At 52.2% G+C, this 25,815-nt stretch carries 23 protein-coding genes; 12 read left to right on the top strand and 11 right to left on the bottom strand.

The genetic code is table 11. The features are described 5' to 3' along the window. Positions 1-71: 71 nt before the first annotated feature. Together mgtS and ACERJC_RS25510 are read left to right on the top strand one after the other, a co-directional pair. Positions 72-167 (top strand): protein MgtS, encoded by a 96-nt coding sequence (gene mgtS / locus ACERJC_RS06450; protein ID WP_000901367.1) that lies wholly within the window; start codon positions 72-74, stop codon positions 165-167. Beyond that, complete coding sequence (locus ACERJC_RS25510) at positions 167-292, top strand: hypothetical protein (protein WP_444861455.1); 126 nt, start codon at positions 167-169, stop codon at positions 290-292. The genes mgtS and ACERJC_RS25510 overlap by 1 nt, the downstream gene beginning before the upstream one ends. Positions 293-631: 339 nt before the next feature. Here ACERJC_RS25510 and ACERJC_RS06445 read toward each other — a convergent pair whose 3' ends face one another. From ACERJC_RS06445 to dcp, 3 genes are all read right to left on the bottom strand, one after another. After that, entirely contained in the window at positions 632-1,570 is a 939-nt protein-coding gene (locus ACERJC_RS06445) for a diguanylate cyclase (protein ID WP_373671291.1), read from the bottom strand. Positions 1,571-1,706: 136 nt separating this feature from the next. After that, the gene (locus ACERJC_RS06440) at positions 1,707-2,888 is read right to left on the bottom strand and encodes a serine hydrolase domain-containing protein (RefSeq protein ID WP_373671290.1); all 1,182 of its coding nucleotides are present in this window, start codon (positions 2,886-2,888) and stop codon (positions 1,707-1,709) included. 125 nt (positions 2,889-3,013) lie between these two features. Beyond that, positions 3,014-5,059 carry a peptidyl-dipeptidase Dcp gene (gene dcp, locus ACERJC_RS06435; RefSeq protein WP_373671289.1) on the bottom strand — a complete coding sequence of 682 codons (2,046 nt, stop codon included), beginning with the start codon at positions 5,057-5,059 and terminating at the stop codon, positions 3,014-3,016. A 138-nt stretch (positions 5,060-5,197) separates the two neighbouring features. Here dcp and ydfG point away from each other — a divergent pair, with 138 nt between their 5' ends. From ydfG to ydfZ, 3 genes are all read left to right on the top strand, one after another. Continuing rightward, entirely contained in the window at positions 5,198-5,944 is a 747-nt protein-coding gene (gene ydfG, locus ACERJC_RS06430) for a bifunctional NADP-dependent 3-hydroxy acid dehydrogenase/3-hydroxypropionate dehydrogenase YdfG (protein WP_046480605.1), read from the top strand. A gap of 87 nt (positions 5,945-6,031) precedes the next feature. Continuing rightward, positions 6,032-6,718: a GntR family transcriptional regulator gene (locus ACERJC_RS06425; protein WP_152404767.1), complete on the top strand. Its 687-nt coding sequence runs from the start codon at positions 6,032-6,034 to the stop codon at positions 6,716-6,718. 186 nt (positions 6,719-6,904) lie between these two features. Next, complete coding sequence (gene ydfZ, locus ACERJC_RS06420) at positions 6,905-7,108, top strand: putative selenium delivery protein YdfZ (protein WP_046480602.1); 204 nt, start codon at positions 6,905-6,907, stop codon at positions 7,106-7,108. 49 nt (positions 7,109-7,157) lie between these two features. Here ydfZ and ACERJC_RS06415 read toward each other — a convergent pair whose 3' ends face one another. The 7 genes from ACERJC_RS06415 to ACERJC_RS06385 all read right to left on the bottom strand — a co-directional run bounded on the left by ACERJC_RS06415 (position 7,158) and on the right by ACERJC_RS06385 (position 16,093). After that, on the bottom strand, positions 7,158-8,624 hold the full coding sequence (locus ACERJC_RS06415) for a mannitol dehydrogenase family protein (protein ID WP_373671288.1): 1,467 nt from the start codon (positions 8,622-8,624) through the stop codon (positions 7,158-7,160). A gap of 161 nt (positions 8,625-8,785) precedes the next feature. Further along, on the bottom strand, positions 8,786-10,330 hold the full coding sequence (locus ACERJC_RS06410; protein ID WP_373671287.1) for an MFS transporter: 1,545 nt from the start codon (positions 10,328-10,330) through the stop codon (positions 8,786-8,788). A gap of 22 nt (positions 10,331-10,352) precedes the next feature. After that, a complete protein-coding gene (uxaC, locus tag ACERJC_RS06405; RefSeq protein WP_373671286.1) occupies positions 10,353-11,759 on the bottom strand; it encodes a glucuronate isomerase in 1,407 nt (468 codons plus the stop codon). 33 nt (positions 11,760-11,792) lie between these two features. Further along, the gene (rspA, locus tag ACERJC_RS06400) at positions 11,793-13,007 is read right to left on the bottom strand and encodes a starvation-sensing protein RspA (protein WP_042319132.1); all 1,215 of its coding nucleotides are present in this window, start codon (positions 13,005-13,007) and stop codon (positions 11,793-11,795) included. A 184-nt stretch (positions 13,008-13,191) separates the two neighbouring features. Continuing rightward, a complete protein-coding gene (locus ACERJC_RS06395) occupies positions 13,192-14,565 on the bottom strand; it encodes an MFS transporter (protein WP_373671285.1) in 1,374 nt (457 codons plus the stop codon). A gap of 74 nt (positions 14,566-14,639) precedes the next feature. Continuing rightward, on the bottom strand, positions 14,640-15,659 hold the full coding sequence (locus tag ACERJC_RS06390; protein ID WP_373671284.1) for a Zn-dependent oxidoreductase: 1,020 nt from the start codon (positions 15,657-15,659) through the stop codon (positions 14,640-14,642). Positions 15,660-15,766: 107 nt separating this feature from the next. Then, positions 15,767-16,093 carry a YnfA family protein gene (locus ACERJC_RS06385; protein WP_152404775.1) on the bottom strand — a complete coding sequence of 109 codons (327 nt, stop codon included), beginning with the start codon at positions 16,091-16,093 and terminating at the stop codon, positions 15,767-15,769. A gap of 152 nt (positions 16,094-16,245) precedes the next feature. On the opposite strand from ACERJC_RS06385, the gene ACERJC_RS06380 reads away from it, so the two are divergent. Both ACERJC_RS06380 and speG read left to right on the top strand, forming a co-directional pair. Continuing rightward, positions 16,246-16,587, top strand: coding sequence for a DUF1283 family protein (locus tag ACERJC_RS06380; protein ID WP_152404776.1), 342 nt, complete (start codon positions 16,246-16,248; stop codon positions 16,585-16,587). 34 nt (positions 16,588-16,621) lie between these two features. Further along, a complete protein-coding gene (gene speG, locus ACERJC_RS06375; protein ID WP_152404777.1) occupies positions 16,622-17,182 on the top strand; it encodes a spermidine N1-acetyltransferase in 561 nt (186 codons plus the stop codon). A gap of 16 nt (positions 17,183-17,198) precedes the next feature. On the opposite strand, the gene ACERJC_RS06370 is transcribed toward speG, so the two are convergent. Continuing rightward, positions 17,199-17,909, bottom strand: a complete 711-nt coding sequence (locus tag ACERJC_RS06370; RefSeq protein WP_373671283.1) for a YnfC family lipoprotein — start codon at positions 17,907-17,909, stop codon at positions 17,199-17,201. Between the two features lie 627 nt (positions 17,910-18,536). On the opposite strand from ACERJC_RS06370, the gene ACERJC_RS06365 reads away from it, so the two are divergent. From ACERJC_RS06365 to ACERJC_RS06345, 5 genes are all read left to right on the top strand, one after another. Continuing rightward, positions 18,537-21,131, top strand: a complete 2,595-nt coding sequence (locus ACERJC_RS06365) for an autotransporter outer membrane beta-barrel domain-containing protein (protein WP_373671282.1) — start codon at positions 18,537-18,539, stop codon at positions 21,129-21,131. A gap of 169 nt (positions 21,132-21,300) precedes the next feature. Beyond that, complete coding sequence (locus tag ACERJC_RS06360) at positions 21,301-21,609, top strand: DUF1161 domain-containing protein (protein WP_371894767.1); 309 nt, start codon at positions 21,301-21,303, stop codon at positions 21,607-21,609. A 271-nt stretch (positions 21,610-21,880) separates the two neighbouring features. Beyond that, positions 21,881-24,316 carry a selenate/tellurate reductase subunit YnfF gene (gene ynfF / locus ACERJC_RS06355; RefSeq protein WP_373671281.1) on the top strand — a complete coding sequence of 812 codons (2,436 nt, stop codon included), beginning with the start codon at positions 21,881-21,883 and terminating at the stop codon, positions 24,314-24,316. 10 nt (positions 24,317-24,326) lie between these two features. After that, positions 24,327-24,944: a dimethylsulfoxide reductase iron-sulfur subunit DmsB gene (dmsB, locus tag ACERJC_RS06350; protein ID WP_286633224.1), complete on the top strand. Its 618-nt coding sequence runs from the start codon at positions 24,327-24,329 to the stop codon at positions 24,942-24,944. Position 24,945: 1 nt separating this feature from the next. Then, a complete protein-coding gene (locus ACERJC_RS06345; protein ID WP_152404783.1) occupies positions 24,946-25,803 on the top strand; it encodes a dimethyl sulfoxide reductase anchor subunit family protein in 858 nt (285 codons plus the stop codon). Positions 25,804-25,815 lie beyond the last annotated feature (12 nt).

Here is a 25,815-nt window from a genome sequence, read left to right as displayed (position 1 = left end):
TGCTATTATCTCTTTCACCAACCGAAATTAAGGTAAGCGAGGAAAAACACAACCCGTCAAAGGAGGTAATTATGCTGGGTAATATGAACGTTTTCATGGCCGTTCTGGGAATTATTTTATTTTCTGGATTCCTGGCCGCTTATTTCAGCCACAAATGGGATGACTAATGAACGGAGAAAGTCCTGAACCGATAAGGCCCCTTGTCGCAACACTGCACAAGGGGCCATTTTTTTATCTCAGACAGGCAAAAAAAAACCGCCGGATAACCGACGGTGAATGCTTGCATGGATAGATTTGTATTTTACTTTTTCTATCATCCTGCCAATCCCGGCAGAGACAATAGACAGCTAATACCTTACCACGCCAATTCTCAATGAATGTTAAACGACAGGAACTAAGATTCCGGCGCGTCTCGTTTCCACTCTTTCTTACTCTGGCAACATGCAGTACGTGAAGACCACGGTTCAGCGGAACGTGTATTCTGTAAATCTTGCGATTCAGGACGGGAATTCCAGCGTTTTCTCTGTAATTTCTTGCGAATCAACAGCTGCATATGACCTCCGGGTTTCACTGTTTTAGTCCATTAATCAACTTGTTGACAGGAATTTAGCATATCGAGTGCAGACTTATGTCAGCCAACGGCCTGTTTTGTAAAGACCGCGTGAACGGGCGCAAAATTAACAACATTGGTGATTCGTTGGTTTTTATCGATAAACATACAACGGTTTCTGCCCGTCATTTTCCCTTCATACATAGCCTTGTCGGCACGCCCCAATACGGTATTGAGGGATTCGCCCGGCCAGCCGCGGGTGACGCCACCTGTTGCCGTAATATCCAACGCGCCTCCCGGATAGTGGAGCGTGGTACTCGCAATGGCCTGACAAATACGCAAACCGGCCTGCCGGGCTTCGTCATCCGATTTTGCCCGGATGACAATCACAAATTCCTCACCGCCATAGCGGTAAGCCGTTTCATCGTTGCGCGTCCATGCCGTCAGATTTGTCGCCAGCATACGTAACACGGTATCGCCCACCAGATGACCATAGCCATCGTTAATTGATTTAAATCGGTCAATATCCAGTAACAGGAGATATAAATTCAGCGAGGCTGCGTCGTTAAGTTGCCTGTCAAACGTTTCATCCAGCATTCGACGTCCCGGAAGACCGGTTAATATATCCATATTGCTTCGCAGATTGACCAGGGATATTTTATATTCCATCACTTTCCCGGTGAAGTTTAATAAGCAGTCCTGAAAATGGTCAAAATGGGCAGCACGCCAGCGCTTTTCAATGACCGCCAACATTAATTCACGACCCGATTCATGCATTTTAGCGTGTGCATATTCCATTTCGCGAAAATGTTCCCACTCCTCGTGACTGTGCACAGTATGATTTTTTAACCACTGACCAAAATGGCATAAACAGTGTGCGTTAGTAGCAATAATATCTGCCTGCGACGCATCCTCTGTGACCACACAGTGGAACATTTTGACTAACCACTGATAATGCGTATCAATAGACTGATTAAGTTCTAAGAGGATAGCATCAATTTCTACTGTCTTTTTAATCATCGCCACTCCTTCGCACCTGTTCCATTTTGAAAAATAGTGTAACGAGATAAAAGCAAGGTTATGTCAATTTATTAATAGAAGAGGATGGGATCAACGGTTCAGAGCAATATGCTGATTTAACCCCAACACAGCGCCCTCAGAATGGCAGGTTCTCCTGTTTGTCCAATTTTGTAAGAATGGTATGCCCCAGATAATTACTCCAGTTAAAACTATTTTGCAGCACCACCACCGCATTCTGATTCCGTTTGTCAAAACCAATATAACTGGAATAGCCGCCAATATACCCTACCTGCCAGGTTATCTGGCGATCGGCTAAGGTATCTGTCACCCACGCAATATTCGCTGCTTCTTTTTGACGATAAAACTGGATGCGGGAAACATCCGCAAACGCGCGAGCGAGCACGGCGTTGTCCCCTGGCGCAAAATGGGCCCGTGCGTAGCCCGCCAGATCGCGTGCGCTGCTGTATAAACTCGCCGCCCCGACCATGTTGTGGCGGAACGTCCAGTCCGGCGTCGGTTCGCCGCGTTGAATGAGCTTCGGCTGATCTCCCGCGTGGCCTAATGCGCGATACGGATAGGCTTTGAGCGACGTCGGCACAAAACTGCTGTTGCTCATCTGTAGTGGCTGGAAGATTAGACGACGGGCCAACGCCGGGATCGACTCACCGGTTTGACGTTGCACGATGTAGCCAAGCAGCGCGTAACCGATATTGGAATAACGCGGCACGCGCGCTTCAGGCGCGGTGAAGTCGGAGAGAAATGTCAGCACCGTGTCGTTATCCAGTTGGGTATAAAAATTTTCACCCGTACTGAAATAGCGCAGAAGATTTTCCAGAGTCAGCAGATCCATCGGTTGTCTGGGTAAACCGGAAGTATGCGTCGCCAGTTGCAGCAGGGTAATTTTTCTGGCGTCCTCGCTTAACGGCGTACTGGCCGGTAGCAGTTGCGCCAGCGTGTCGTTCCACTGAAGCACGCCCTGATTCACCAGAACGGTAGTGACTTCCGCGGTCACCCCTTTACTCAGCGACCCCAGCGCAAATAGCGTGTCCGGCGTGATCGGATAACGATGCCTGCTGTCGGTCACACCGTAACTGTGGAACTCCACCGGCCCGTTGTGCTGAATAACCGCCACCACCATCCCGGTCACCTGCTTTTCCTGCATATACTGGCGGATCATCGGATCGATGCCGCGCGCGTAGTAACCCACCACCGCCTGCGCACGCTGTTCAGCCGGCATATTCATTTGCGATAAGGTGCTGTTGCCACAACCGGCCAGCAGCAGGACAGAGGAAAGAAGGAGGGGTGCGGATCCTTTCATGGGATGAAAATCACCTGAAGGGTATCTGCGCAGAAAGGGAGGAAAACAGGCATGTGCAATCGCGGACTCCGAAAAAAGAAGCCCGCATTGTACATCAAGTTACCCGTATTGGGTTGTCAATCGTCTTATCCCGCCAGGCCACGGTGTTTGAGCATGTGGTCGATCTGCGGTTCATTTCCTCGCCAGCCCGGGTAAAGATGCTCTAAATCTTCACTGTTGCCCCGCGATAAGATCGCCTCGCGGAAACGCTGACCGTTCTCGCGCGTCAGCCCACCCTGCTCCACAAACCACTGAAAGCCGTCATCCGCCAGCATCTGCGTCCAGAGATAGGCGTAATAGCCTGCCGCGTAACCCCCGCCAAAAATATGCGCAAAATAGCTGCTGCGATAGCGCGGCGGTACCGCCGGAAGACTGAGTTGCTCTGCCGCCAGCAGTTGCTTTTCAAACGACTCGACCGGCTGGCTCGATGCTTCAACAGACAGCCTGTGCCAGCCCATATCCAGCAGCGCGGCGCTGAGCAGTTCGCTCATGTCATAGCCTTTATTGAACAGGCTTGCCTTACGCATTTTGTCCTGTAGCGCCTCTGGCATTTTCTCGCCGGTAGCATAATGGCGGGCGTAGCGCCCAAATACCGCCGGGTGGCTCGCCCAGTGTTCGTTGATCTGCGATGGAAATTCAACGAAATCACGCGGCGTATTGGTGCCGGAGAGCGTGGCATAACGCTGTGAGGCAAACAGCCCGTGCAGGGTATGACCGAACTCATGGAACAGCGTGATGACATCATCCCAGAGTAACAGCGCGGGCTGTCCCGCCGCGGGCTTCTGATAATTGCAGACGTTGTAGATAACCGGTTGGGTTTCGTTGAGCGTCGACTGCTCGACAAAATTGCCCATCCAGGCACCGCCGCTTTTCGAATCACGGGCAAAGAAATCACCGTAATAAAGCGCCAGTCCGACGCCGTTATGATCGAAGATTTCCCAGACGCGCACATCCGGATGGTAGACCGGAATATCAAAGCGCTCGATGAATTTGATGCCAAAGAGTTGGTTGGCGGTCCAGAACACCCCTTCGTGCAGAACGGTATCCAGTTCAAAATAAGGTTTTAGCTGTGATTCATCTAACGCATATTTCGCGCGGCGCACCTGCTCGGCATAAAACGACCAGTCCCAGGCCTGCGCGCTAAACCCGCCCTGTTCGTCATCAATGACCTGCTGAATATCGGCCAGTTCATTCAACGCCCGCTGACGTGCGGCAGGAACGATTGCGCGCATAAACGCCAGTGCGGCGTCTGGCGTTTTTGCCATCTGATCGGCGATTTTCCACGACGCGTAATCCGCAAAGCCCAACAGTTGCGCCTGACGGGCCCGAAGGGTGACCAGTCGCTGAATCAGCGCTCGCGTGTCATTGTCGTCCCCTTTCTCCGCGCGACGCCACCCGGCGTTAAACAGATTCTCCCGCGTCTGACGATCGCGCAGCACGCTTAACGCCGGCTGTTGGGTCGTATTCAGTAGCGGAATGAGCCATCCCTCGGTTAGCCCTTTTTCACTCGCCGCCTGACGCGCGCTGGCTACCTCTTCCGCACTGAGTCCCTCCAGCTGATGGGCATAGTCCACCACCAGACCACCGGATTTATTCGCCGCCAGCAGACGCTGGTTAAACTGGCTGGTGAGCGTCGCCGCTTCGGTATTAAGTGCCCGGAGCTGCATTTTGTCGGCGTCGCTCAGTTGCGCACCAGCAAGGACAAAGCGCTGATGCGTCACCTCAATCAGACGCACGGATTCGCTGTCGAGTCCCAGCGCATCACGATGCTGCCAGACGTGGTCGACACGGGAAAATAGCGCACTGTTAAGCCAGATATCATTCGCCAGTTCCGCGAGCTCGGCGGAAAACGCCTCATCGAGACGCTGAAGTTGCTCATTGGTATGCGCGGCGGTCATGGCAAAGAAGACACTGGTAACGCGGGTCAACAGTTCACCGCTTTTCTCCAGCGCGAGAACGGTATTGGTAAAATCCGGCGCATCGCGGTTAGCGATAATCACGGCGATATCGTCCCGCTTTTGCTTCATCCCTTCATCAAATGCGGGACGATAATGACTGACTTCAATCAGATCAAAACGGGGTGCCTGATACGGTAACAGGCTGTGGCTAAAGAACGGATTCGTTAACGACATCTTTCACTCCTGAAAACGATTTGTTCAATAGAGTAGGCTTCAGGGTAAAAGACCGCAATCCTGTAAAACCAGGATTACCCGCGTGGGCGGATCGCGTGCTATGGTAGTTAAACGTAAAAAGCGTTGAGGAACAGTGAGATGATCGTTTTAGTAACCGGAGCAACAGCAGGTTTTGGTGAATGCATTACACGTCGTTTTGTTGAGAACGGGCATAAAGTCATTGCCACTGGCCGTCGCCAGGAACGCCTGCAAGAGTTAAAAGAGTCGCTGGGTGATAACGTGCTGACCGCGCAACTGGATGTCCGCAACCGCGCGGCCATTGAGGAGATGCTGGCGTCATTGCCTGCCGGGTGGCGTGATATCGACCTGCTGGTCAATAACGCCGGTCTGGCGCTGGGCCTGGAACCTGCGCATAAAGCCAGTGTGGAAGACTGGGAAACCATGATCGATACCAACAACAAAGGGCTGGTTTACATGACCCGCGCCGTCCTGCCGGGCATGGTAGAGCGTAACCGGGGTCATATCATCAATATTGGCTCTACGGCAGGCAGTTGGCCTTATGCCGGCGGTAACGTCTATGGCGCGACCAAAGCGTTTGTTCGTCAGTTTAGCCTGAATCTGCGTACCGATCTGCACGGTACGGCGGTTCGCGTCACGGATATCGAACCGGGTCTGGTGGGCGGTACTGAGTTTTCCAACGTGCGCTTTAAAGGCGATGACAACAAAGCGGGCAAAACCTATGAGAACACCACGGCGCTGACGCCGGAAGATGTGACCGAAGCAGTCTGGTGGGTTGCCACCCTGCCTGCCCATGTGAACATCAATACGGTAGAAATGATGCCTGTGACGCAGTCATTTGCCGGACTGAGCGTTCACCGCGGTTAATTTTGCCTCCCGGCCTGCGGGCCGGGTATAGCTCGCGACAAAAAAGTGGTAGAATTTGTGGGTTAACTTTTTAAAAAGTAAGAGCGAATGACCGTCGAAACGCAACTCAACCCTACACAGCCCGTAAATCAGCAGATTTATCGCATTCTTCGCCGTGACATCGTGCACTGCCTCATTGCGCCAGGCACGCCGCTGTCCGAAAAAGAGGTGTCTGTACGCTTCGATGTCTCTCGTCAACCGGTGCGCGAAGCGTTTATTAAGCTCGCGGAAAACGGATTGATCCAGATCCGCCCGCAGCGCGGCAGCTACGTCAACAAGATCTCCCTCTCGCAGGTGCGAAACGGCTGTTTTGTCCGCCAGGCTATCGAATGCGCAGTGGCGCGGCGGGCCGCAGCCCAAATCACCGACAGTCAGTGCTATCAGCTTGAGCAGAATCTCAATCAACAGCGGATTGCCATTGAGCGCAAGCAGCTGAATGATTTCTTCGAGCTGGATGACAATTTCCACCAGAAGCTGGCAACCATTGCCGACTGCCAACTGGCATGGGACACCATCGAAAATATCAAGGCCACTATCGACCGCGTGCGTTACATGAGCCTTGATCACGTTTCCCCGCCGGAAATGTTACTCCGTCAGCACCTCGATATTTTTGCCGCACTGGAAAAGCACGACGCCGATGCCGTCGAGCAGGCAATGACCCAACATCTGCAAGAAATTGGCGAATCGGTCCTGTTGATCCGCCAGGAAAACAGTGACTGGTTCAGCGAAGAGTAATTCCCCCACCTCATCTCCTGTGAGATGAGGTTTCCTCGTTTTCTTCCCTGCATGTCCGCATCAAAAAAGATGTGAGATTGATCAAAAACAAAAAAAATCCTGACTGATAAGCGTATTTATATAGCGCCCGTTACGTGGGACCTGAGCCCACGGGCTTTGACGGTAAGTTAGAAAGGAGAAAATACCATGATGACATACGATCGTAACCGTAACGCAATCACCACAGGTAGCCGTGTGATGATCAGTGGCACCGGCCATACCGGTCGCATCAAAGCGATTGATACCGAGGGCCGGGATGCGGCGCAAATTCGTCGTGAAAAAACAGTCGAAGTGGAAGGCTGTGAAGGCAAATTTGCCCCGGTAGAACTGATTCGGCTCGGCATGAACTAATGGTGTGAGTGCCGGATAATGCCTTGATTATCCGGCAGTCCTGAGGCAGTTACTTCACTTTTGCCGCATATTTTGCCACGGTGGCTTTCGCCCCATCCGCCAGCAACGTCCGATACGCCTCTTTCACCGCCTGCGTGAACAACGCCACTTGCGGCAGTTCGTTACCAAAGATCGCGTCAATACCCAGCAGTGCCTCAACGCGGCTTTCACCTTCCGCACTGTTTTGCACTGCCTGTTGGATCACCGGCAACAGCGGATCGTTCACTTCAATGGCATTTCCCTGCTCGTCCACGCCGCCGACATAGCGCATCCAGCCCGCCACGCCCAGCGCCAGTAAATCAAAACGGCTGTTGTGCGCCAGATGCCAGCGCACAGAATCCAGCATCCGCTGGGGTAGTTTCTGGCTACCGTCCATCGCAATCTGCCAGGTACGGTGACGCAGCGCCGGGTTGCTGTAGCGTTCGATAAGGAGATCGGCATAATGCGTGAGATCCACCCCCTGCACTTTCAGCGTCGGCGCCTGCTCGTTAAGCATCAGCGCGCGGGCCGCCACGCGGTAATTTTCATCCCCCATGCAGTCGTTGATATGCTGATACCCTGCAAGATAACCCAGATAAGCGAGGAATGAGTGGCTGCCGTTAAGCATACGCAGTTTCATCTCTTCAAACGGGATCACGTCAGAGACCAGTTCTGCCCCCGCTTTTTCCCACTGCGGACGACCGGCAACAAAATTATCTTCAATCACCCACTGGCGGAACGGCTCGCAGGCCACGCCCGCCGGATCGCGCACACCGGTCAGTTTTTCGATTTTATCCAGCGTGTCGGCGGTGACGGCCGGAACGATACGGTCAACCATCGTCGACGGGAACGTGACGTGTTGTTCGATCCAGGCGGCCAGTTCAGCATCCACTGCGCGTGCATAGGCGGTGACCACGTTACGCATCACGTGACCGTTTTCCGGCATGTTGTCGCAGGACATCACGGTAAAGGCCGCTAAACCCGCGGCTTTGCGACGCGCCAGCGCTTCAACCACCACGCCTGGCGCAGATTTCGGCTGATGAGGGTTTTGCAGATCGGCGGCGATCATTGGATGATCCAGCATCAGTTGTCCGGTTGCCGGGGAGTGGCAATACCCTTTCTCAGTAATCGTCAGTGAAACAATGGCAACCTGCGGTTCACACATCGCCGCCAGCACGCTCTCCAGCCCGTCAACCTGAGCATGCAGCGCCTTTTTCACCACGCCCACGACTCTCGCCGTCCAGGCATCGGCAGACATTTCCGCCACGGTATAGAGATTATCCTGCTGCTTGAGATCGGCGATTTGTTGCTCGCCGCCGATTAGGTTTACTTCGCAGTATCCCCAGTCGCTGTTGTGCTCTGCTGCCAGAATATCGGTATAGACGCCCTGGTGCGCACGGTGGAAAGCACCAAAACCAAGATGAACAATACGCGGGATCAGTCGGTTGCGATCGTAGTCAGGAAGCGTCGCCTTTGCCGTTAAGAGCTTGTTTTGCATTGTATGACCTACTTTGAATGAAATCAGGACGGTCCCAGAGTAACGCCTGTATGGTTGTATGTTTTGATTTGAATTAATATTTTGCTAATTGGTATAACATCATTTGGAAGTTATGTGACAGCCCTGGTGATTTGATATTCACGACCAGGACTGTCCATCCATTAACTCTGCGTGGTGACCGGTTTAGCGGATTTTGCAACCTGAGGTTGCGCGTCGCACCACAGCGTGTCGTAGTTGTAGCCCGTCAGATCCTCTACTACTCGGCGGGTCTCAGGATCCACATCCTGTTTAGCGCCGTTAGCTTTTAAACGATCCACCTCATCAACAAAGATTTTGTGGGTCTGTTTGTTCAGATGGAATGTCACTGCCTGCCAGAGCGCCAGAATCAGTAAACCAGCGGTACCGGCAAAGAGGAGTGTCGCTATGGTATTGATGGCCTGCTCGGGTTGCACCTGACTACCCTTCACAAACCCACCGTTTTGCAGCATCAATCCCACAATAAAGGTGGCGATTGCTACGGTTGTTTTGCGCGAAAACGTCATCACTGCAGCGAATAAACCTTCACGGCGCTGACGGGTGATCATCTCGTCAATATCAGGAATAAAGGGGAACACGTTCCAGGGCGTAAACTCAAGTACGCAGCGCCCAACCTGATACAGTGCGGCAAGGATCACCAGCAAGGTGACTTTGCTGTCTGTCGGGAACTGGTAAACCATAAACAGTCCGCCCAGACAGAGCATCATTAATGTATAGGCAAAAATGTAGAGGCGAGACGGACCGTACTTGATGATCCCTACTCCTGCCAGTAAGGTAACCGGCAGTCCCACAATGCTCATCGACAGCAACGTTCCCGCCAGCGATGACGACACGTTAAGGCAATAGACGCAGAAAAAAACAAAGACCGTGTTGTAGACGTCTTTCGCCGTAAACGAGAACAGGTAGATCGCCAGATGTTTACGGAAAGCACGTACTTTCAGCGTTGACGCATAATCTTTAAAGAGCTGTCCAACCTTCACGACTTTCTCAGCAAACGTGGAGGGTTGATTGCTACGTTCCAGTTCCTGCAGCATTTCTGGGGTTAACTCGCGTTCCCAGGTCACTTTCCAGGAGATAAAGACGCACAGCATAAACATGACGGCAAATACAACGCCATTAATAAAATAGGCATTAGGATCTTGTTCGCCAAAATAACCGATTAGCAGTCCCGGAATAAAGGTCGCCAAAAATGTCCCGGATGCAGAGAGGAACATACGACAGGTAGAAAGTTTGGTTCGGGAATTAAAATCTTTGGTCATTTCCGACGGTAATGTTTCCCACGGGATTAATACCATTGCCGCGATAATTTCAAAGGCAAGGTAGACCGAAAGATAGAACCAGAAATTCATTCCGGTGACCCACAACAGAATATAGACCAGCATCAATGGCGCGCCGATCAGCAGGAAAAAACGTCTTCTGCCAAAGCGTTTACCTAACGCATTCTTATAGAAATGGTCGGTAAATGATCCCATAAACAAACTGACAATAGCATCGACAATTCGCGCAATCGCCACGATGGCAGCAGCCTCTACCGGCGACAGGCCGACAAAAGTGGTGTAGAAGAAGAGTAGCCAGGCGCCAATAACGGTAAACGCGCCTCCCCCCATTATATCCGTCAGTCCGTAGCCGATACTGACCGGAATGGTTATTTTTCTATTGGTACGAGTCATGTTCTATCCTCACCGGAGAGTATTAGAATTTAAAATAGTTATTAGCGTTATCGTGACAAATATTTCTGATCATTCGTGCCAGAATCTCTTTATTGTCGGGTACTTCACCTTTCTCAACCCATCCCCCGATCAGATTGCACAGGATCCTGCGGAAATAGTCATGACGGGTGTAGGAAACAAAACTGCGCGAATCCGTAAGCATGCCAACAAAATGCATCAACAATCCCTGATCGGCCAGACTGTTCAGTTGATTTTCCATGCCACGTCGGGTGTCGTTAAACCACCAACCGGAACCAAACTGCATTGGTGATTTCACCCCATGTTCGGCACTCTGGAAATTAGCGATGGTTGTCGCCACAACGTCGTTATAGACAGCGTTCAGGTTATACAGGATGGTTTTTGGCAGCGCGTTTTCCCGCGCCATCGCATCCAGTAACTGATTCAGAGACATCGCCAGATTCGACTGATCGTTTATCGAGTCAAAACCTGTATTAATCCCCAGTTGTTGACGCATCCGACTATTGTTATTGCGAATCGCGCCAAAATGGATTTGCATCGCCCAGCCTGATGCTTTGTAGTGTCTGGCCAACATGACAAAAATAGCGCTGCTCAGCTGTCGCTCTTCTTCTTTTTTCAGCGTCTCACCAGAGGCTTTGCGCATAAAAAGTTGATTCACGCGGGACGGTTCGGCTGCCTGATAGTCAATAGCTATCGGACCATGATCAGAAATACGGCACCCTGCCTCATGGAACCAGGCAATACGTTTGCTCAGCGCCGCGCTGAACTGCTCGAACGTCGTAATCTCAATCTGCGTTAACTGCCCAAGTTTTGCCGTAAACTGCGAAAACTGTACGGCATCCTCATTAAAGACATCGTCCGGACGGAAGGTAGGTAATACCTTAATGGCAAACGTGTCGTCCTGCTGGAGCAGACGATGGTATTCCAGAGAATCGAGGGGGGCATCGGTTGTACAAATCACTTCAACCCTGGAGCGTTCCATTAAGCGGCGCGGTTTAAAATCAGCCAGCTTAATAAGCCGGTTACAGTGATCCATCACTTCACGCCAGTTATGACTGTCAAGCATAAGCTGACAATCAAAATAGTGATTTAATTCCAGATGCGTCCAGTGATACAGCGGATTGCCAAATGCCGCTTCCACGGTTTCAGCCCATGCCTGAAATTTTTCCTCCGCGCTGGCATTGCCGGTAATAAAACTCTCGTCGATGCCGTTTGCCCGCATCGCCCGCCATTTATAATGATCACCCGCCAGCCAGAGTTGGGTAATATCATCAAATGCGTGATTTTCGTAAATGTCTTTTGCTTCAAGATGGCAATGATAATCGATGATCGGCAGATCTTTAGCGATATCCTGATAGAGCCGAACACCGACTTCATTGCCAATCATAAAGCGATCGTTAATGAAGCCCATGTTATTTCTCCTGCGTGAATCGAAATAGGTTTTTTACCAATTCCACAAGGTGCCATCTTCAAGCCGGGCAACCGGCAAATAGGCGGGGTCATAGGGATATTTCGCGGCCAGCTTTTCATCGAACTCGATACCCAGTCCCGGCTTCTCGCCCGGATGCATATAGCCGTTGTCAAAGGTCCAGTTGTGCGGGAACACTTCCAGCATCTGCTCGGAATAGCCCATGTACTCCTGAACGCCAAAGTTCGGAACCCACAGGTCAAAGTGCAGCGCAGCGGCCATACAGACCGGAGAAAGATCGGATGGTCCGTGCGATCCTGTACGTACCTGATACAGAGAGGCGAAGTCGGCGATACGACGCATGCCGGTAATCCCGCCCGCGTGGGTGATCGTGGCCCGGATGTAATCGATGAGCTGTTCTTCAATAAGCTGCTTGCAGTCCCAGATGCTGTTAAAGACTTCACCGACGGCAATCGGGGTCACCGTATGCTGACGAATCAGTCGGAAGCACTCCTGATTCTCGGCAGGCGTCGGATCTTCCATCCAGAAAAGACGATAATCTTCGATGCTTTTACCAAAGCGCGCCGCTTCTATGGGCGTCAGACGGTGGTGCATGTCGTGTAACAGGTGTTCGTTAAAGCCGAACGTATTGCGCACCGCCTCGAACAGTTTCGGCGTGAAATCGAGATATTTTTCGGTTGACCACAGTTGTTCTTCCGGCCACTGCCCTTTAGTCGCCGGTTCATAAGCCTGCCCTTTCCCCTTCGCCATGCCGTAGGTGGTTTTCATGCCCGGCACGCCGCACTGTACGCGAATGGCTTTGAATCCCATCTCTTTATGACGCGCATAGTCTTCCAGCACATCATCAACGGTATGACCCGTGGTGTGGCAGTAAACCATCACGCCTTCGCGAGATGCGCCACCGAGCAACTGATACAGCGGCATGTTGGCGGCTTTGGCTTTGATATCCCACAGCGCCATGTCGACGGCGGAGATGGCAGACATGGTCACCGGTCCGCGACGCCAGTACGCCCCCTTATAAAAGAACTGCCAGATATCTTCGATGCGATGGGCATCACGGCCGATTAACTGCGGGCAAAGATGATCTTTCAGGTACGACGCGACGGACAGCTCACGTCCATTCAGCGTTGCGTCTCCCAGACCGGTGATGCCGTCCTCGGTCGTAATCTTCAACGTGACAAAGTTACGCCCCGGACAGGTGACAAAAACCTCAGCCCCTACAATCTTCATTTTTTCTTCCTGGTTCTGTGTGGTGATGGAGAGAATCTACGCAATTCACATACTACCATACAAGTATAAATGATCTGTTTTTCTGAGCAGATCACAAAACTCGCGGGTTATGGCATGGAATGCTGCATTCAGAAAGGGTGAAAAGACGGCCCTGAAGGACAGGAACCGTCACTATTTAAGGAGGTCAGACGCGACTGGCTGTCGCAGAACGCCGATTCCCGGTCACCGGCTGCGCGGCATCTTCCGGTATCCGCAGATCGCGGTCGCACACTTCTGGCATCAGGAATGCAGAGAGCAGACCAATCAGGGAATAAATCACGATCATCACCAGAATTGGCAGCCAGTTTCCCGTCATGTTGCAGAAAATCCCTGCCAGCACCGGTCCAAAGCCGACCGCCACCAGTCCCCCTGCTTCTTTGGCGATCGCCATGCGGGTAAAGCGATTACGTGAGCCAAATATTTCAGCCATCGTAATGTTTTCCAGAGCAAATAATCCCAGCACCGCGACGTTATGAATGACGATCAGAGCCGTCATAATCACGCCCGGTTGGTAAGTGTTATCCACCACGATGGATAACATTGGGTATGCGAGAATAATCGCCGAGATATTCAGCACGATATACGGTAAACGACGACCAAATTTGTCGGATAACCATCCCAGTAGCGGGATAGTGATAAAACCAATCACCGAACTTATCATCAGCGCATCCGTCGGGATGGCCTTATTGAACAGCAGCGTCTGCACCAGATATCCGGCAAGAAACGTCTGGATCAGCCCCGAGTTACCGGCCTGACCAAAGCGTAATCCCGTTGCCAGCCAGAAAGATTTACTGGTAAACATCGTTCCCATTGAAATCGCCTCCTGTGAGGCTGTCGCCGGTGCGTCTCCTTCATTGACCTGCTCGAAGACGGGACTTTCTTTCAGATTCAACCGCAGCCAGATCGCAAAAATCATGACGACGACGCTCGCCAGAAATGGAATTCGCCAACCCCATGCCAGCAAGGCTTCACGATCGAGCGCAAAGAACATCACCGCCCAAATCGCGGTCGCGCTGAGCGTGCCGCAGTTTGTTCCCATAGCGACCAGTGATGAAATAATTCCCCGCCTACCGACTGGCGCATATTCTGCGAGCATGGTTCCGGCTCCGGATATTTCCGCCCCGGCCCCGAGTCCCTGAATAATACGTAATGTCACCAACAGCACGGGTGCAAAAATGCCTATCTGCGCATAAGTCGGAAGTATACCGATTAAGGTCGTACACATTCCCATTAACGTGATGGTAATAAACAGCACCTTCTTACGCCCGATCCTGTCCCCCATTTTGCCAAAAAAGAAGGCCCCGATAATGCGGGCGATATAGCCTGCGCCGTAAGTTCCCATTGCGAGAATTAACGCCATTGCCGCCGATTGTTCCGGGAAAAATATTTCATGGAAAACCAGTGCGGCACCCAGAGAATATAACTGAAAGTCCATAAATTCTAATGCGGTGCCTAACCAACCGGAAACCGCGGCGCGCACCAGATCCCGGGTGCTTCTTTCATGCGTTGTTGTATTCATATCGTCTGTCTCTACAGAGTAAATGCGTACCACGGAATACCCGAATCGTCAGGAATCCATCGCATGAATTAATTTTAAGCGGAAAAGGTGAGTAATACTTTACAACAGCTCTGCTGATCGGTTTCGAATAGCGTTATTGCGTCGATGACCTGTCGATAGTCAAACTGATGCGTGATTAATTTATCAGGGTCGATTAATTTATTTTGCATCCACTCAATAACGGTTGGAAATTTATGTGCGTTCAGTCGGGATGAGAAAATCGTGAGCTCTTTTCCGGTAATCCCCTGTTGGATTATCTGACAAGGGTCACTGGAAAAACCCATTATCACAATACGCGCCGCAGGTGATGCCAGGCCAATGGCTTCAGACAGGATGGTGGGATGGCAGGCCGCATCGATAATCAGCGTCGGTCTGATGCCCTTCTGTGCCAGATATTCCGCTAATGACCGCCGGGCATTATTCATCGTTTCATCGGCCCCGCACGCTTTCGCCATTGCCAGGCGCGCGTCAATCCGGTCAACAACAATCACCGTTTTGACCTGATATACCCCTTTAAGCGCCTGGACGGTGGTTAACCCCATCGGACCGGCGCCGTATATTAAGGCAACATCATTTTCTGTTGGCGCAATCTGGCCCGTGACATTCGCGGCAATCGTAAAGGGTTCAACCATTACTGCCTGTCGGTCGCTAATCGAATCCGGAATACAATAAACATTACTTTCCGGAACCGTGACATATTCACTGAAGCCACCATCCCGATGAACACCTAATACCGTTAAAGAGGTACAAACATTGGGTTTGCCAACAGTGCAGGGATAACAAACACCGCAACTTATTACGGGATCCACCACCACACGTTCGCCAGCGCGTTTATTCTCCACGCCCTCGCCAATTGCATCAATAATGCCATAGAACTCATGACCAATGACGCGAGGATATTGCGCAAAAGGATTATGTCCACGATATATATGACTATCCGACCCGCAGATCCCTGCTATTTTTACCTTAATCCTCACTTCTCCAGGTTTTGGTAAAGGTAATGGCCGCTGTTCAATGCATAATTTATTTGGCTGTTGAATCACTATACTTTCCATGCGTTTTCCTTACATCAAATTAGTGATGCAAGAAATTTATTCTCCCTATAACTACCATACAAGTATGATGATCAAAAAATCACCAGGCGATCACAAAAAAGAGGCGCTTATCCGCGTCCCCATCCCGCCACAATAATCAGCATTCCGCTGAGCGCGATGAGCGCCCCGCTCCAGTCATACACGCTGAGCTTTACGCCATCCACCACGCGCAGCCAGATAAGCGCAGTACAAACATAAACGCCGCCATACGCAGCATACACCCGACCACTGGCGGCAGGATGCAGCGTCAACAGCCAGACAAACAGCGCCAGCGCAACGCCCGCGGGTAACAGCAGCCAGGCGGTAGCCCCCCGCTTTAGCCAGAGCCAGGGGAGAAAGCAGCCGATAATTTCGCAAAGTGCGGTGGCAAAAAAAAGCAGCGTCGTTTTGATCATCTGTATCGTTCATTTACCTGAGGTTCAGGCATGATACGTCATAATTGCCTGAACTTATCCATAACCTTCCGGCGGGTATGCCCTGTGCGAGGAATGGTGTAGAATTTGCCTGTCAATGATGCTTTTTGCGTCGCTCATAAAAGGAACTTGCCATGAACATTACGCTTCGCAAACGCCTGTGCCTGACGGCAATGCTGCTGCTGAGTGCCGTCGTCTACACCGCGACCGCGCAGGCTGAGACCAGTCGACTGGTGATCGAATCCGGTGACAGCGCCCTGAGCCGTCAGCAGGCAGCCATGCAAAAAGAGCAATGGGATGACACACGTAGCCTGCGTCAGAAAATTAACAAGCGCGCGGAAAAAGAGTGGGATAAAGCGGATGCCGCTTTTGATAACCGCGATAGCTGCGAGCAGAGTGCCAATCTGAATGCGTACTGGGAGCCGAACACCCTGCGCTGTCTGGATCGCCGCACCGGTCGCGTGGTTGCCCCCTGATACAGAGAACTAAACGAGACATTAAGGATTTGGTATGACAAGCGCCCTCAGTGTCAAGCTACGCCCGCTGGAGCGTGAAGATTTACGTTTTGTCCATCAACTCGATAACAATGCCAGCGTGATGCGCTACTGGTTTGAAGAGCCTTATGAGGCCTTCGTCGAGTTGTCCGATCTTTACGATAAGCACATTCACGATCAGAGCGAACGCCGTTTCGTTGTCGAATGCGACGGTGAAAAAGCGGGACTGGTCGAACTGGTTGAAATCAACCATGTCCATCGTCGGGCCGAATTTCAGATCATTATTTCCCCGGAGTATCAGGGAAAAGGTCTCGCCTCACGTGCCGCCAGGCTGGCGATGGACTACGGATTTACCGTACTTAACCTCTATAAGCTGTACCTCATCGTTGATAAAGAGAACGAAAAAGCGATCCATATCTACCGTAAGCTGGGCTTTATGGTTGAAGGTGAACTGATTCATGAATTCTTTATTAATGGTGAATACCGCAATACTATCCGGATGTGTATCTTCCAGCATCAGTACCTGGCGGAACATCGGTCGCCCGGTACGGCGATGTTGAAACCTACCGCGCAGTAATCGCTGCGCGGTCATCTTAGTAGTAATCGATGGTATTTTTGATTGTGTAATTGTGCTCGACCGCAGGCTTGACGCTTTCATCAACGATCACCAGCGTACAGTCCGTGGGATTGGCATGACGGTCATAATCACAGGTTTGCTTAACGTTCCCCAGAGGGCGATCGTTAAGCAGACTTACCGCCGTATAATCAAGCTTCTTACGCGGATCGGTCGAAGGTTTTGCGCTGACGGATAGCGTCTGGTCCTTGCTGACGGTAGTCTTGCCGAGCGGATAACCTTCGGCATCATAGCGATACTGGACTTTCATCTCTTTTCCGGTCGCCGCGACCACAAAGCCATTATCATCGGTATCCCAGACGACGCCGGCTGAAGGCAGTTCCGCGAGCTGACATTTCCCCTGCAGGCGCACCTTTTTCTCCAGCGTTTCGGCATCGCGATAAAAGTTCGCATCCAGCACCAGCGCCACGCCGGTATTGTTTTCAAGATCGTGCAGCTCCAGCGAGTCAAAACAGCCTTCCTCAGACAGCGTACCGTTGACGCGCTTCGCCACTTCGCCCTTCTCATTGAGCAACGTCTGGCTGAAGTCCTTTACCGGCCCGCGCAAAGGGTCAAAATCAAACTCATTAGAGAAACTGGCCATTTCCGGCGTAAAGGAGAGCGGTACCGTACCGTTGTCACATCCCACCAGCAAAGTACCGAGCACGAAAAGAGATATCTGTTTTTTCACAGCTTCCCCGAAAGAAAAGGATGATCTACAGATATAGTAGCAAAGACTATCGTTTACACTCCAGCAAAGCGAAAACGACAGAAGCCAACTGGACATAACGCCTGGCGGAAAAATTCTGAGAAAATCGCACTCAAATTTTACGTATCTCAAATGCGACATTTGATCGAAATCAAACAATTGTGTATTAGATTTTCGCAAAATTCCTAAATCATCACGCACGCCGCATTTAAGCAATGATGCCCTGACAAATGACTAGCGAATTAGTCATTCAGCCTGCAATAAAAATTACTCATCCTCTGCGCATATTATCTCCTTGTATAAGGATAATTATTTGCACTATTCCTAATATTTTAAACGTCCTTAATAAGATACGTTTCTGGCAAAAAAAACATTTAAGATCTTATATAAGAAAATGAAAGCAATATTAAATAGATAGAACCTATTGGAGAACGCAATAATTAGTCGATAAAACCATTTCTCAATGCTAGATCATGCAAATAAAATATGCCTTAGAGAAAACAATTTATTTTTATAAAATGTATTTCGCTCATCACATACACTAAGAGATTGTTCTTCATAACAAATATCATTTCGTATACCAGGCTCTCTCTTATGGAAGAGACAATTATGAATATTAAAAAATCGCACCACCCAAAATCAATTCTGGCAATCGCTATTGCCTTCGCAGTACAAACTGCCGCCGCAGCGAATGTGGATAATATCAATCTGTTAACCGTGACGCCTCCGACGGACATCACGAGCGATCTCATTATCGATAATAATGACTCTCTCACCCTTTCCTCAACCGAAAATACCGGCAGTAACTGGAATCAGGTTCGTGCAGTAACCGTTGGGAGTACCGGAGTCGGGACATTGATTATTGATGGTCGGGATATCATTGTTGCCGAAGGGACTATCATTGGTTACGGGGGGACCGGTACCGTCACCTTGACCAATGGCGCCACCTGGAGAACGAATAACTGGCATATCCAGCTTGGACTGGGTAATGGTTCCGGTACGCTGAATGTGCTAAACGGCAGTAAAATCATCGGTCTTAACAATTTACTTATTGGCGATTCCTACATCGACGCCAGAGGGGCTGTGACCATTGACGGCGCGAATTCCTCCATTACCAATTACCAGACCGTCGTTGGCCTCCGGGGCCACGGTCAATTAGTCATTACCAACGGCGGTAAGCTCTCCTCCGCAAGTCATATGATAATTGGTTATCTTGGCGTAGCCGACTTTGACGTCGGCGATGGTACAGGGGTTGTACGGATAGACGGGGCAAACTCAATTCTGGATGTCGCTACGGAAATTAACCTGGGTGGCATTTACACAAGCAATAACACCGGCAAAGGTTATCTCACCGTCAGCAACGGCGCAACGGTCAAATCCGGCTCGTTGATCCGCCTGGCCTATGGCAACGGCAGTACCGGGATTTTAAATATCGGCGGCGCGCAGGGCGAAGCCGAACAGGCAGCGGGTAAGATTGACACACCACGAATCTGGCTGGGTAACACCAACGGTCAAAAAACCGCGATTCTGAACTTTAACCACTTCAGTCCTGACTTCCTGCTGGCATCTCAGATTTATGGCACAGGTGAAGTCAACCACGTCGGCTCAGGGGTGACCACGCTGACCGGGGCCAATACCTACAGCGGCAACACGCTTGTCTCCAGAGGGACGCTTCGTGCAGGTGCGGAGAATACGTTTAGCGCCGCGTCAGATTACATCGTTAACGACGGTGCCAGTCTGGATCTTAATGGCTATTCGCAAACCCTGAACTCGCTGGCACTGGCAGGCACGACAACACTCTCTTCCCCACCGCGAGTGAAAGCGGCCTTTAGCCCGACCACGTTAACCATCAACGGCAATTACACGGGCAACAACGGTCTGCTGGCCTTACGCACCGTATTAGGCGATGACCTTTCGGCGACCGATAAGCTGGTTGTTCGTGGTGATACCAGCGGCACCACGCGTGTCAGCGTCACCAACGCCGGCGGTGGCGGTTCGCAGACGGTAGAAGGCATCCCCATCGTGGAAGTCGAAGGTGCATCCAACGGGACCTTTGTTAAAGAAGGTCGTATCGTCGCGGGCGCATACGACTACAATATAGTCAAGAAAAACAATCAGAACTGGCATCTGACCAGCGAGGCCATTCCGCAGCCATTACCGCCGGATGAGCCCGCGCCAGCATCACCGGAACAGCCGGTTCCGGAGACTCCTGCCGCCCCGGAAGGTAAACACCAGTATCGCCCGGAAACCGGCAGCTATCTGGCAAACACCCTTGCCGCCAACACGCTGTTCACCACCCGCCTCCACGATCGTCTGGGTGAAACCCAGTACACCGACGCGTTAACCGGCGAGCGGAAGGTGACCAGCCTGTGGATGCGCCACATCGGCGGACATAACCGCTTCAAGGACGGTTCCGGGCAGATAAGCACCCAGAGCAACCGCTATGTGATGCAACTGGGCGGTGACATCGCACAATGGAGCACCGACGGCCTGGATCGCTGGCATCTGGGTCTGATGGCCGGTTACGCCAACAGCAAGAGCCGCAGTCATTCCAGTCTGACCGGATACTCTTCTCGTGGGGAAATCAGCGGCTACAGCGCCGGTCTGTACGGCACCTGGTATGCCAACGACGCCGATAAAACCGGGGCTTATGTTGATGGCTGGATGCTCTACAACTGGTTTGACAACACCGTCTCTGGACAGGGACTGGCGTCTGAAAAGTATGACTCAGACGGTATCACCGCCTCTGTCGAAACGGGCTATACCTGGAAACTGGCCGAACTCAGCGAGCGTAACGCGCTGTACATTCAACCTAAAGTCCAGGTGACCTGGATGGACGTGCAGGCCGATACGCACGTTGAGAAAAATGGTACCCGGGTGGTGGATAAAACCGACGGCAATCTGCAAACGCGCCTGGGCGTCAAAGCGTACCTGCAAGGGCATAACGCAATTGATGACAGTAAAGGACGTACCTTCCAACCGTTTGTCGAAGCCAACTGGATCCACAACACGCAGAATTACAGCGTGCAAATGGATGACATCAACAGCGAAGTGAAAGGCAGCCGCAACATAGCTGAACTGAAAGCCGGTGTTGAAGGTCAACTGACGAAAAATGTCACCCTGTGGGGCAACGTTGCCCAACAGATTGGCGACAACGGCTACAGCGATATGCAAGGTATGCTGGGGCTGAAATACAGCTTCTAGTCCCTTCCCCCGTGGCGACGCGGGGATTTCTCATAAACCCTGACACCGTCGGGTTTTTTGCTTTTGGGGAAAAGAGAGATCTTTCCGATTCTTCAACAGGTTGCTGGCAATGACAATTGCTTACACTATCAATGCTATGCTTAATCGGTGCATCTCAACAATGGAGCTGATGATGAAATTTTCCCGAGGAATACTGACATGTGTACTGCTGAGCGCCTCCCCGCTGGTGTTCGCCGTCCCTGACTCCTGCGAACGCGTAAAGAGTGATATTGAGCAGCGCATCATCAATAACGGCGTGCCGGAGGCCAATTTCACCCTGAGTATTGTGCCAAACGATCAGGCCGACCAACCGGACTCACAGGTTGTCGGTCACTGTGCCAACGACACGCATAAAATTCTCTATACCCGAACCAGCAGTGGTAATGCACCTGCCAGCACCACGCCTTCTCAGGAAGGTGCCAACACCGAGCCGCAGTAATTCCGCCTGTTTTTCGCCCTCCGGCAACGGAGGGTTTCCCTCACTTTGATATGGATTAATAACCCCTACTCATTAAGGGGTAAAATTCATTCCTCTTTAATATGTCTCTGATATCGATATAGAAATCAATATACAACGATCTGTTTAACGGTGTGGCATCAGCACAACACCGCCTGCACCACACCGTTTAATACAGAAAACAAAGGAATGGCTGTTCCCGGAAACAGGAACGCAACCAGGTCAGTTTTTGACATTAGCAAAGTGAGCAACCATGAAAATCACCACGCCTGAGGCCCTCATGACGGCCAGTATCAGTCGCCGTAGTCTGGTGAAATCATCCGCTATTGGCAGCCTTGCGCTTGCCAGCAGCGCTTTCACCCTCCCTTTCACCCGGCTCGCGCGCGCCGCAGACGGCATGACGCCTGCGCCGGTCGAAGAAAAAGCGGTCTGGAGTTCCTGTACCGTTAACTGCGGAAGCCGTTGCCTGCTGCGTCTGCACGTCAAAGATGACACGGTTTATTGGGTGGAGTCTGACACCACCGGCAACGATGAGTATGGCAACCATCAGGTTCGCGCCTGCTTGCGCGGTCGCTCGATACGTCGACGCATGAATCACCCCGACAGGCTGAAATACCCGATGAAACGCGTCGGCAAACGCGGTGAAGGCAAGTTTGAACGCATCACCTGGGACGAAGCGCTGGATATCGTCGGCGACAACCTGAAGCGGATCCTCAAAGAGTATGGCAACGAGGCGGTCCACGTGCTGTACGGTACCGGCGTCGACGGCGGAAACATTACCAACTCCAATGTCCCTTACCGTCTGATGAACTCCTGCGGCGGCTACCTTAGCCGTTACGGCAGTTACAGCACCGCGCAGATCAGCGCCGCTATGAGCTACATGTTTGGCAGCAACGATGGCAACAGCCCTGATGACATTGCCAATACGAAACTGGTGGTGATGTTTGGTAACAACCCTGCGGAAACCCGTATGAGCGGCGGCGGCGTCACTTACTACGTCGAACAGGCGCGTGAACGTTCCAATGCGCGAATGATCGTTATCGATCCGCGTTATAACGACACCGCCGCCGGACGCGAAGATGAATGGCTGCCCATCCGTCCCGGCACGGACGGCGCGCTGGCGGCAGCAATCGCCTGGGTGTTGATTACTGAAGATCTGGTCGATAAGCCGTTTCTCGACAAATATTGCGTCGGTTACGATGAAACCACCCTGCCTGCCGGTGCGCCGCGTAACGCGCACTACAAGGCGTACATCCTCGGCGAAGGTCCGGACGGCATAGCCAAAACCCCGGAGTGGGCGTCCCGCATCACCAGTATTCCGGCGGATAAAATCATCCAGTTGGCCCGTGAAATTGGCTCGGCGAAACCGGCCTATATTTGCCAGGGCTGGGGACCTCAGCGTCACTCCAACGGCGAGCAAACCGCACGGGCTATCGCCATGCTGTCGGTACTCACCGGCAACGTCGGCATCAACGGCGGTAACTCAGGCGTACGTGAAGGCACCTGGGATCTCGGCGTGGAGTGGTTTTCGATGCTCGATAACCCGGTGAAAACGCAAATCTCCGTGTTCACCTGGACTGACGCTATCGATCATGGCACCGAAATGACCGCCACACGCGACGGCATACGCGGCAAAGAGAAACTGGATGTTCCCATCAAGTTTATGTGGTGCTACGCCAGTAATACGCTGATTAACCAGCACGGGAATATCGCCCATACTCATGAGGTGCTACAGGACGACAGCAAGTGCGAAATGATTGTCGGCATTGAACATTTCATGACGGCCTCGGCGAAGTACTGCGACATCCTGCTGCCAGATTTAATGCCAACGGAGCAGGAAGATCTGATCTCCCACGAATCTGCGGGCAACATGGGCTATGTAATCCTCGGCCAGCCCGCGACCTCAGCGAAGTTTGAAAGAAAGCCTATTTACTGGATGCTCAGCGAAATCGCCCGCCGACTTGGGCCTGACGTATACCAGACGTTCACCGAAGGACGCTCACAGCATGAATGGGTGAAATACCTGCATGCGAAAACCAAAGAGCGCAATCCGGAAATGCCGGATTACGAAGAGATGAAGCAAACCGGTATCTTCAAGAAAAAATGTCCGGAGGAGCACTACGTCGCCTTCCGCGCGTTCCGTGAAGATCCAAACGCTAACCCGTTGAAAACGCCGTCAGGGAAAATTGAAATTTACTCTGCGCGGCTGGCCACTCTCGCCGAGACCTGGGAACTGAAGGCGGATGAGGTAATCCATCCTCTGCCCGCCTATGCTCCCGGTTTTGACGGCTGGGACGATCCGATCCGCAAAACGTACCCGCTACAGCTCACCGGGTTCCACTACAAAGCGCGCACCCACTCCAGCTATGGCAACATTGACGTCCTGCAACAGGCCTGCCCGCAGGAGATCTGGATTAACCCGATTGATGCCAACGCACGCGGGATTCAACACGGTGACACCGTCCGGGTATTTAACAATAACGGTCAGATGCTGATCCCCGCCAAGGTGACGCCACGCATTCTGCCCGGCGTCACGGCCATTGGTCAGGGGGCGTGGCTCAAGGCCGATATGTTTGGCGACCAGGTAGACCACGGTGGCTCCATCAACATCCTGACGTCACACCGCCCTTCGCCGTTGGCAAAAGGGAATCCTTCGCACAGTAATCTCGTTCAGGTTGAAAAGGTTTAAGGAGTAACCGATGACAACCCAGTATGGATTTTTTATCGATTCCAGCCGTTGCACCGGGTGCAAAACCTGCGAACTGGCCTGCAAGGACTACAAGGATTTAACCCCGGATGTCAGCTTTCGCCGCATTTATGAATACGCGGGCGGAGACTGGCAGGAAGACAACGGCGTCTGGCATCAGAACGTTTTTGCCTACTATCTCTCTATTGCCTGCAACCACTGCGAAGATCCGGCCTGTACCAGGGTCTGCCCGAGCGGCGCGATGCACAAGCGGGAAGACGGTTTTGTGGTCGTGGATGAAGATATCTGCATCGGCTGCCGCTACTGCCATATGGCCTGCCCGTACGGCGCGCCACAGTACAATGCCGCTAAGGGTCACATGACCAAGTGCGACGGCTGTCATGACCGCGTGGCAGAGGGTAAGAAACCGATCTGTGTCGAATCTTGTCCGCTGCGCGCGCTGGATTTCGGCCCCATCGACGAACTGCGTAAGAAACACGGTGAACTGGCTGCCGTTGCGCCACTGCCGGGTGCGCACTTCACGAAGCCGAGTATTGTGATCAAACCGAATGCCAACAGCCGTCCGACCGGGGATACCACCGGTTATCTGGCAAATCCGAAGGAGGTGTAAAATGGGAAGTGGATGGCATGAATGGCCGCTGGTGCTATTTACGGTACTCGGCCAGTGCGTCGTGGGCGCGCTGATTGTCAGTGGGCTTGGCTGGTTTGCGATGAAAGACGATGCCGCCGCCCGGCAACGCCTGGTTCGCAGCATGTTTTTCCTCTGGCTGGTGATGGGGCTGGGATTCCTGGCGTCGATCGTGCATCTCGGGTCGCCGATGCGGGCATTCAACTCACTCAACCGCATTGGCGCATCCGGGTTGAGCAATGAAATCGCCGCTGGCTCAGTCTTTTTCGCCGTGGGTGGTATCTGGTGGCTGGTCGCCGTACTGGGTAAAATGCCGCCCGCGCTGGGAAAACTCTGGCTGCTGCTCGGCATGGTGCTGGGGATCGTCTTCGTCTGGGCAATGACCCGTGTTTACCTGATCGATACCGTACCGACCTGGTATACTGGCTATACGACGCTGGCGTTCTTCATGACGGTATTGCTCAGCGGCCCCCTGTTCGCGGCATTACTGTTGCGGGCGTCCCGCGTCACCTTTAGCGGAACCGTGTTCGCCAGTATCAGCGTACTGGCGCTGCTGGTCAGCGTGGGTGTCATTGTCCTGCAAGGCATGTCGCTGGCGACGATTCACAGTTCGGTTCAGCAGGCCTCTGCGCTGGTACCGGATTATGCCTCCCTGCAGGTATGGCGTGTGGTGTTGCTTACCGCCGGACTGGGCTGCTGGATCTGCCCGCTGGTACGCCGTAAAGAGCCGCATGTCGCCGGGTTGCTACTGGGGTTACTCCTCGTGCTTGGTGGCGAAATAATAGGTCGTGGCCTGTTTTATGGCCTGCATATGACCGTCGGTATGGCGGTAGCAGGTTAACAAATCCGTGCG

It is taken from the genome of Citrobacter telavivensis (assembly GCF_041807075.1).
Classification (GTDB): Bacteria; Pseudomonadota; Gammaproteobacteria; order Enterobacterales; family Enterobacteriaceae; genus Citrobacter_A; species Citrobacter_A telavivensis.
The sequence above is the reverse complement of the archived record's forward strand: the minus strand, read 5'-3'. Positions and strand labels throughout refer to the sequence as shown.

Excerpts from the sequence above, each read along its gene's own strand:
- ACERJC_RS06425 (WP_152404767.1), top strand. The coding sequence starts at position 6,032 with ATGACCGTCGAAACGCAACTCAACCCTACACAGCCCGTAAATCAGCAG.
- ACERJC_RS06365 (WP_373671282.1), top strand. The coding sequence starts at position 18,537 with ATGAATATTAAAAAATCGCACCACCCAAAATCAATTCTGGCAATCGCT.
- dmsB (WP_286633224.1), top strand. The coding sequence starts at position 24,327 with ATGACAACCCAGTATGGATTTTTTATCGATTCCAGCCGTTGCACCGGG.
- ACERJC_RS06415 (WP_373671288.1), bottom strand. The coding sequence starts at position 8,624 with ATGCAAAACAAGCTCTTAACGGCAAAGGCGACGCTTCCTGACTACGAT.
- mgtS (WP_000901367.1), top strand. The coding sequence starts at position 72 with ATGCTGGGTAATATGAACGTTTTCATGGCCGTTCTGGGAATTATTTTA.
- dcp (WP_373671289.1), bottom strand. The coding sequence starts at position 5,059 with ATGTCGTTAACGAATCCGTTCTTTAGCCACAGCCTGTTACCGTATCAG.
- uxaC (WP_373671286.1), bottom strand. The coding sequence starts at position 11,759 with ATGGGCTTCATTAACGATCGCTTTATGATTGGCAATGAAGTCGGTGTT.
- ACERJC_RS06345 (WP_152404783.1), top strand. The coding sequence starts at position 24,946 with ATGGGAAGTGGATGGCATGAATGGCCGCTGGTGCTATTTACGGTACTC.
- ACERJC_RS06440 (WP_373671290.1), bottom strand. The coding sequence starts at position 2,888 with ATGAAAGGATCCGCACCCCTCCTTCTTTCCTCTGTCCTGCTGCTGGCC.
- ynfF (WP_373671281.1), top strand. The coding sequence starts at position 21,881 with ATGAAAATCACCACGCCTGAGGCCCTCATGACGGCCAGTATCAGTCGC.
- rspA (WP_042319132.1), bottom strand. The coding sequence starts at position 13,007 with ATGAAGATTGTAGGGGCTGAGGTTTTTGTCACCTGTCCGGGGCGTAAC.
- ACERJC_RS06385 (WP_152404775.1), bottom strand. The coding sequence starts at position 16,093 with ATGATCAAAACGACGCTGCTTTTTTTTGCCACCGCACTTTGCGAAATT.
- ydfZ (WP_046480602.1), top strand. The coding sequence starts at position 6,905 with ATGATGACATACGATCGTAACCGTAACGCAATCACCACAGGTAGCCGT.
- ACERJC_RS06445 (WP_373671291.1), bottom strand. The coding sequence starts at position 1,570 with ATGATTAAAAAGACAGTAGAAATTGATGCTATCCTCTTAGAACTTAAT.
- ydfG (WP_046480605.1), top strand. The coding sequence starts at position 5,198 with ATGATCGTTTTAGTAACCGGAGCAACAGCAGGTTTTGGTGAATGCATT.
- speG (WP_152404777.1), top strand. The coding sequence starts at position 16,622 with ATGACAAGCGCCCTCAGTGTCAAGCTACGCCCGCTGGAGCGTGAAGAT.
- ACERJC_RS06380 (WP_152404776.1), top strand. The coding sequence starts at position 16,246 with ATGAACATTACGCTTCGCAAACGCCTGTGCCTGACGGCAATGCTGCTG.
- ACERJC_RS06395 (WP_373671285.1), bottom strand. The coding sequence starts at position 14,565 with ATGAATACAACAACGCATGAAAGAAGCACCCGGGATCTGGTGCGCGCC.
- ACERJC_RS06390 (WP_373671284.1), bottom strand. The coding sequence starts at position 15,659 with ATGGAAAGTATAGTGATTCAACAGCCAAATAAATTATGCATTGAACAG.
- ACERJC_RS06410 (WP_373671287.1), bottom strand. The coding sequence starts at position 10,330 with ATGACTCGTACCAATAGAAAAATAACCATTCCGGTCAGTATCGGCTAC.
- ACERJC_RS25510 (WP_444861455.1), top strand. The coding sequence starts at position 167 with ATGAACGGAGAAAGTCCTGAACCGATAAGGCCCCTTGTCGCAACACTG.
- ACERJC_RS06360 (WP_371894767.1), top strand. The coding sequence starts at position 21,301 with ATGATGAAATTTTCCCGAGGAATACTGACATGTGTACTGCTGAGCGCC.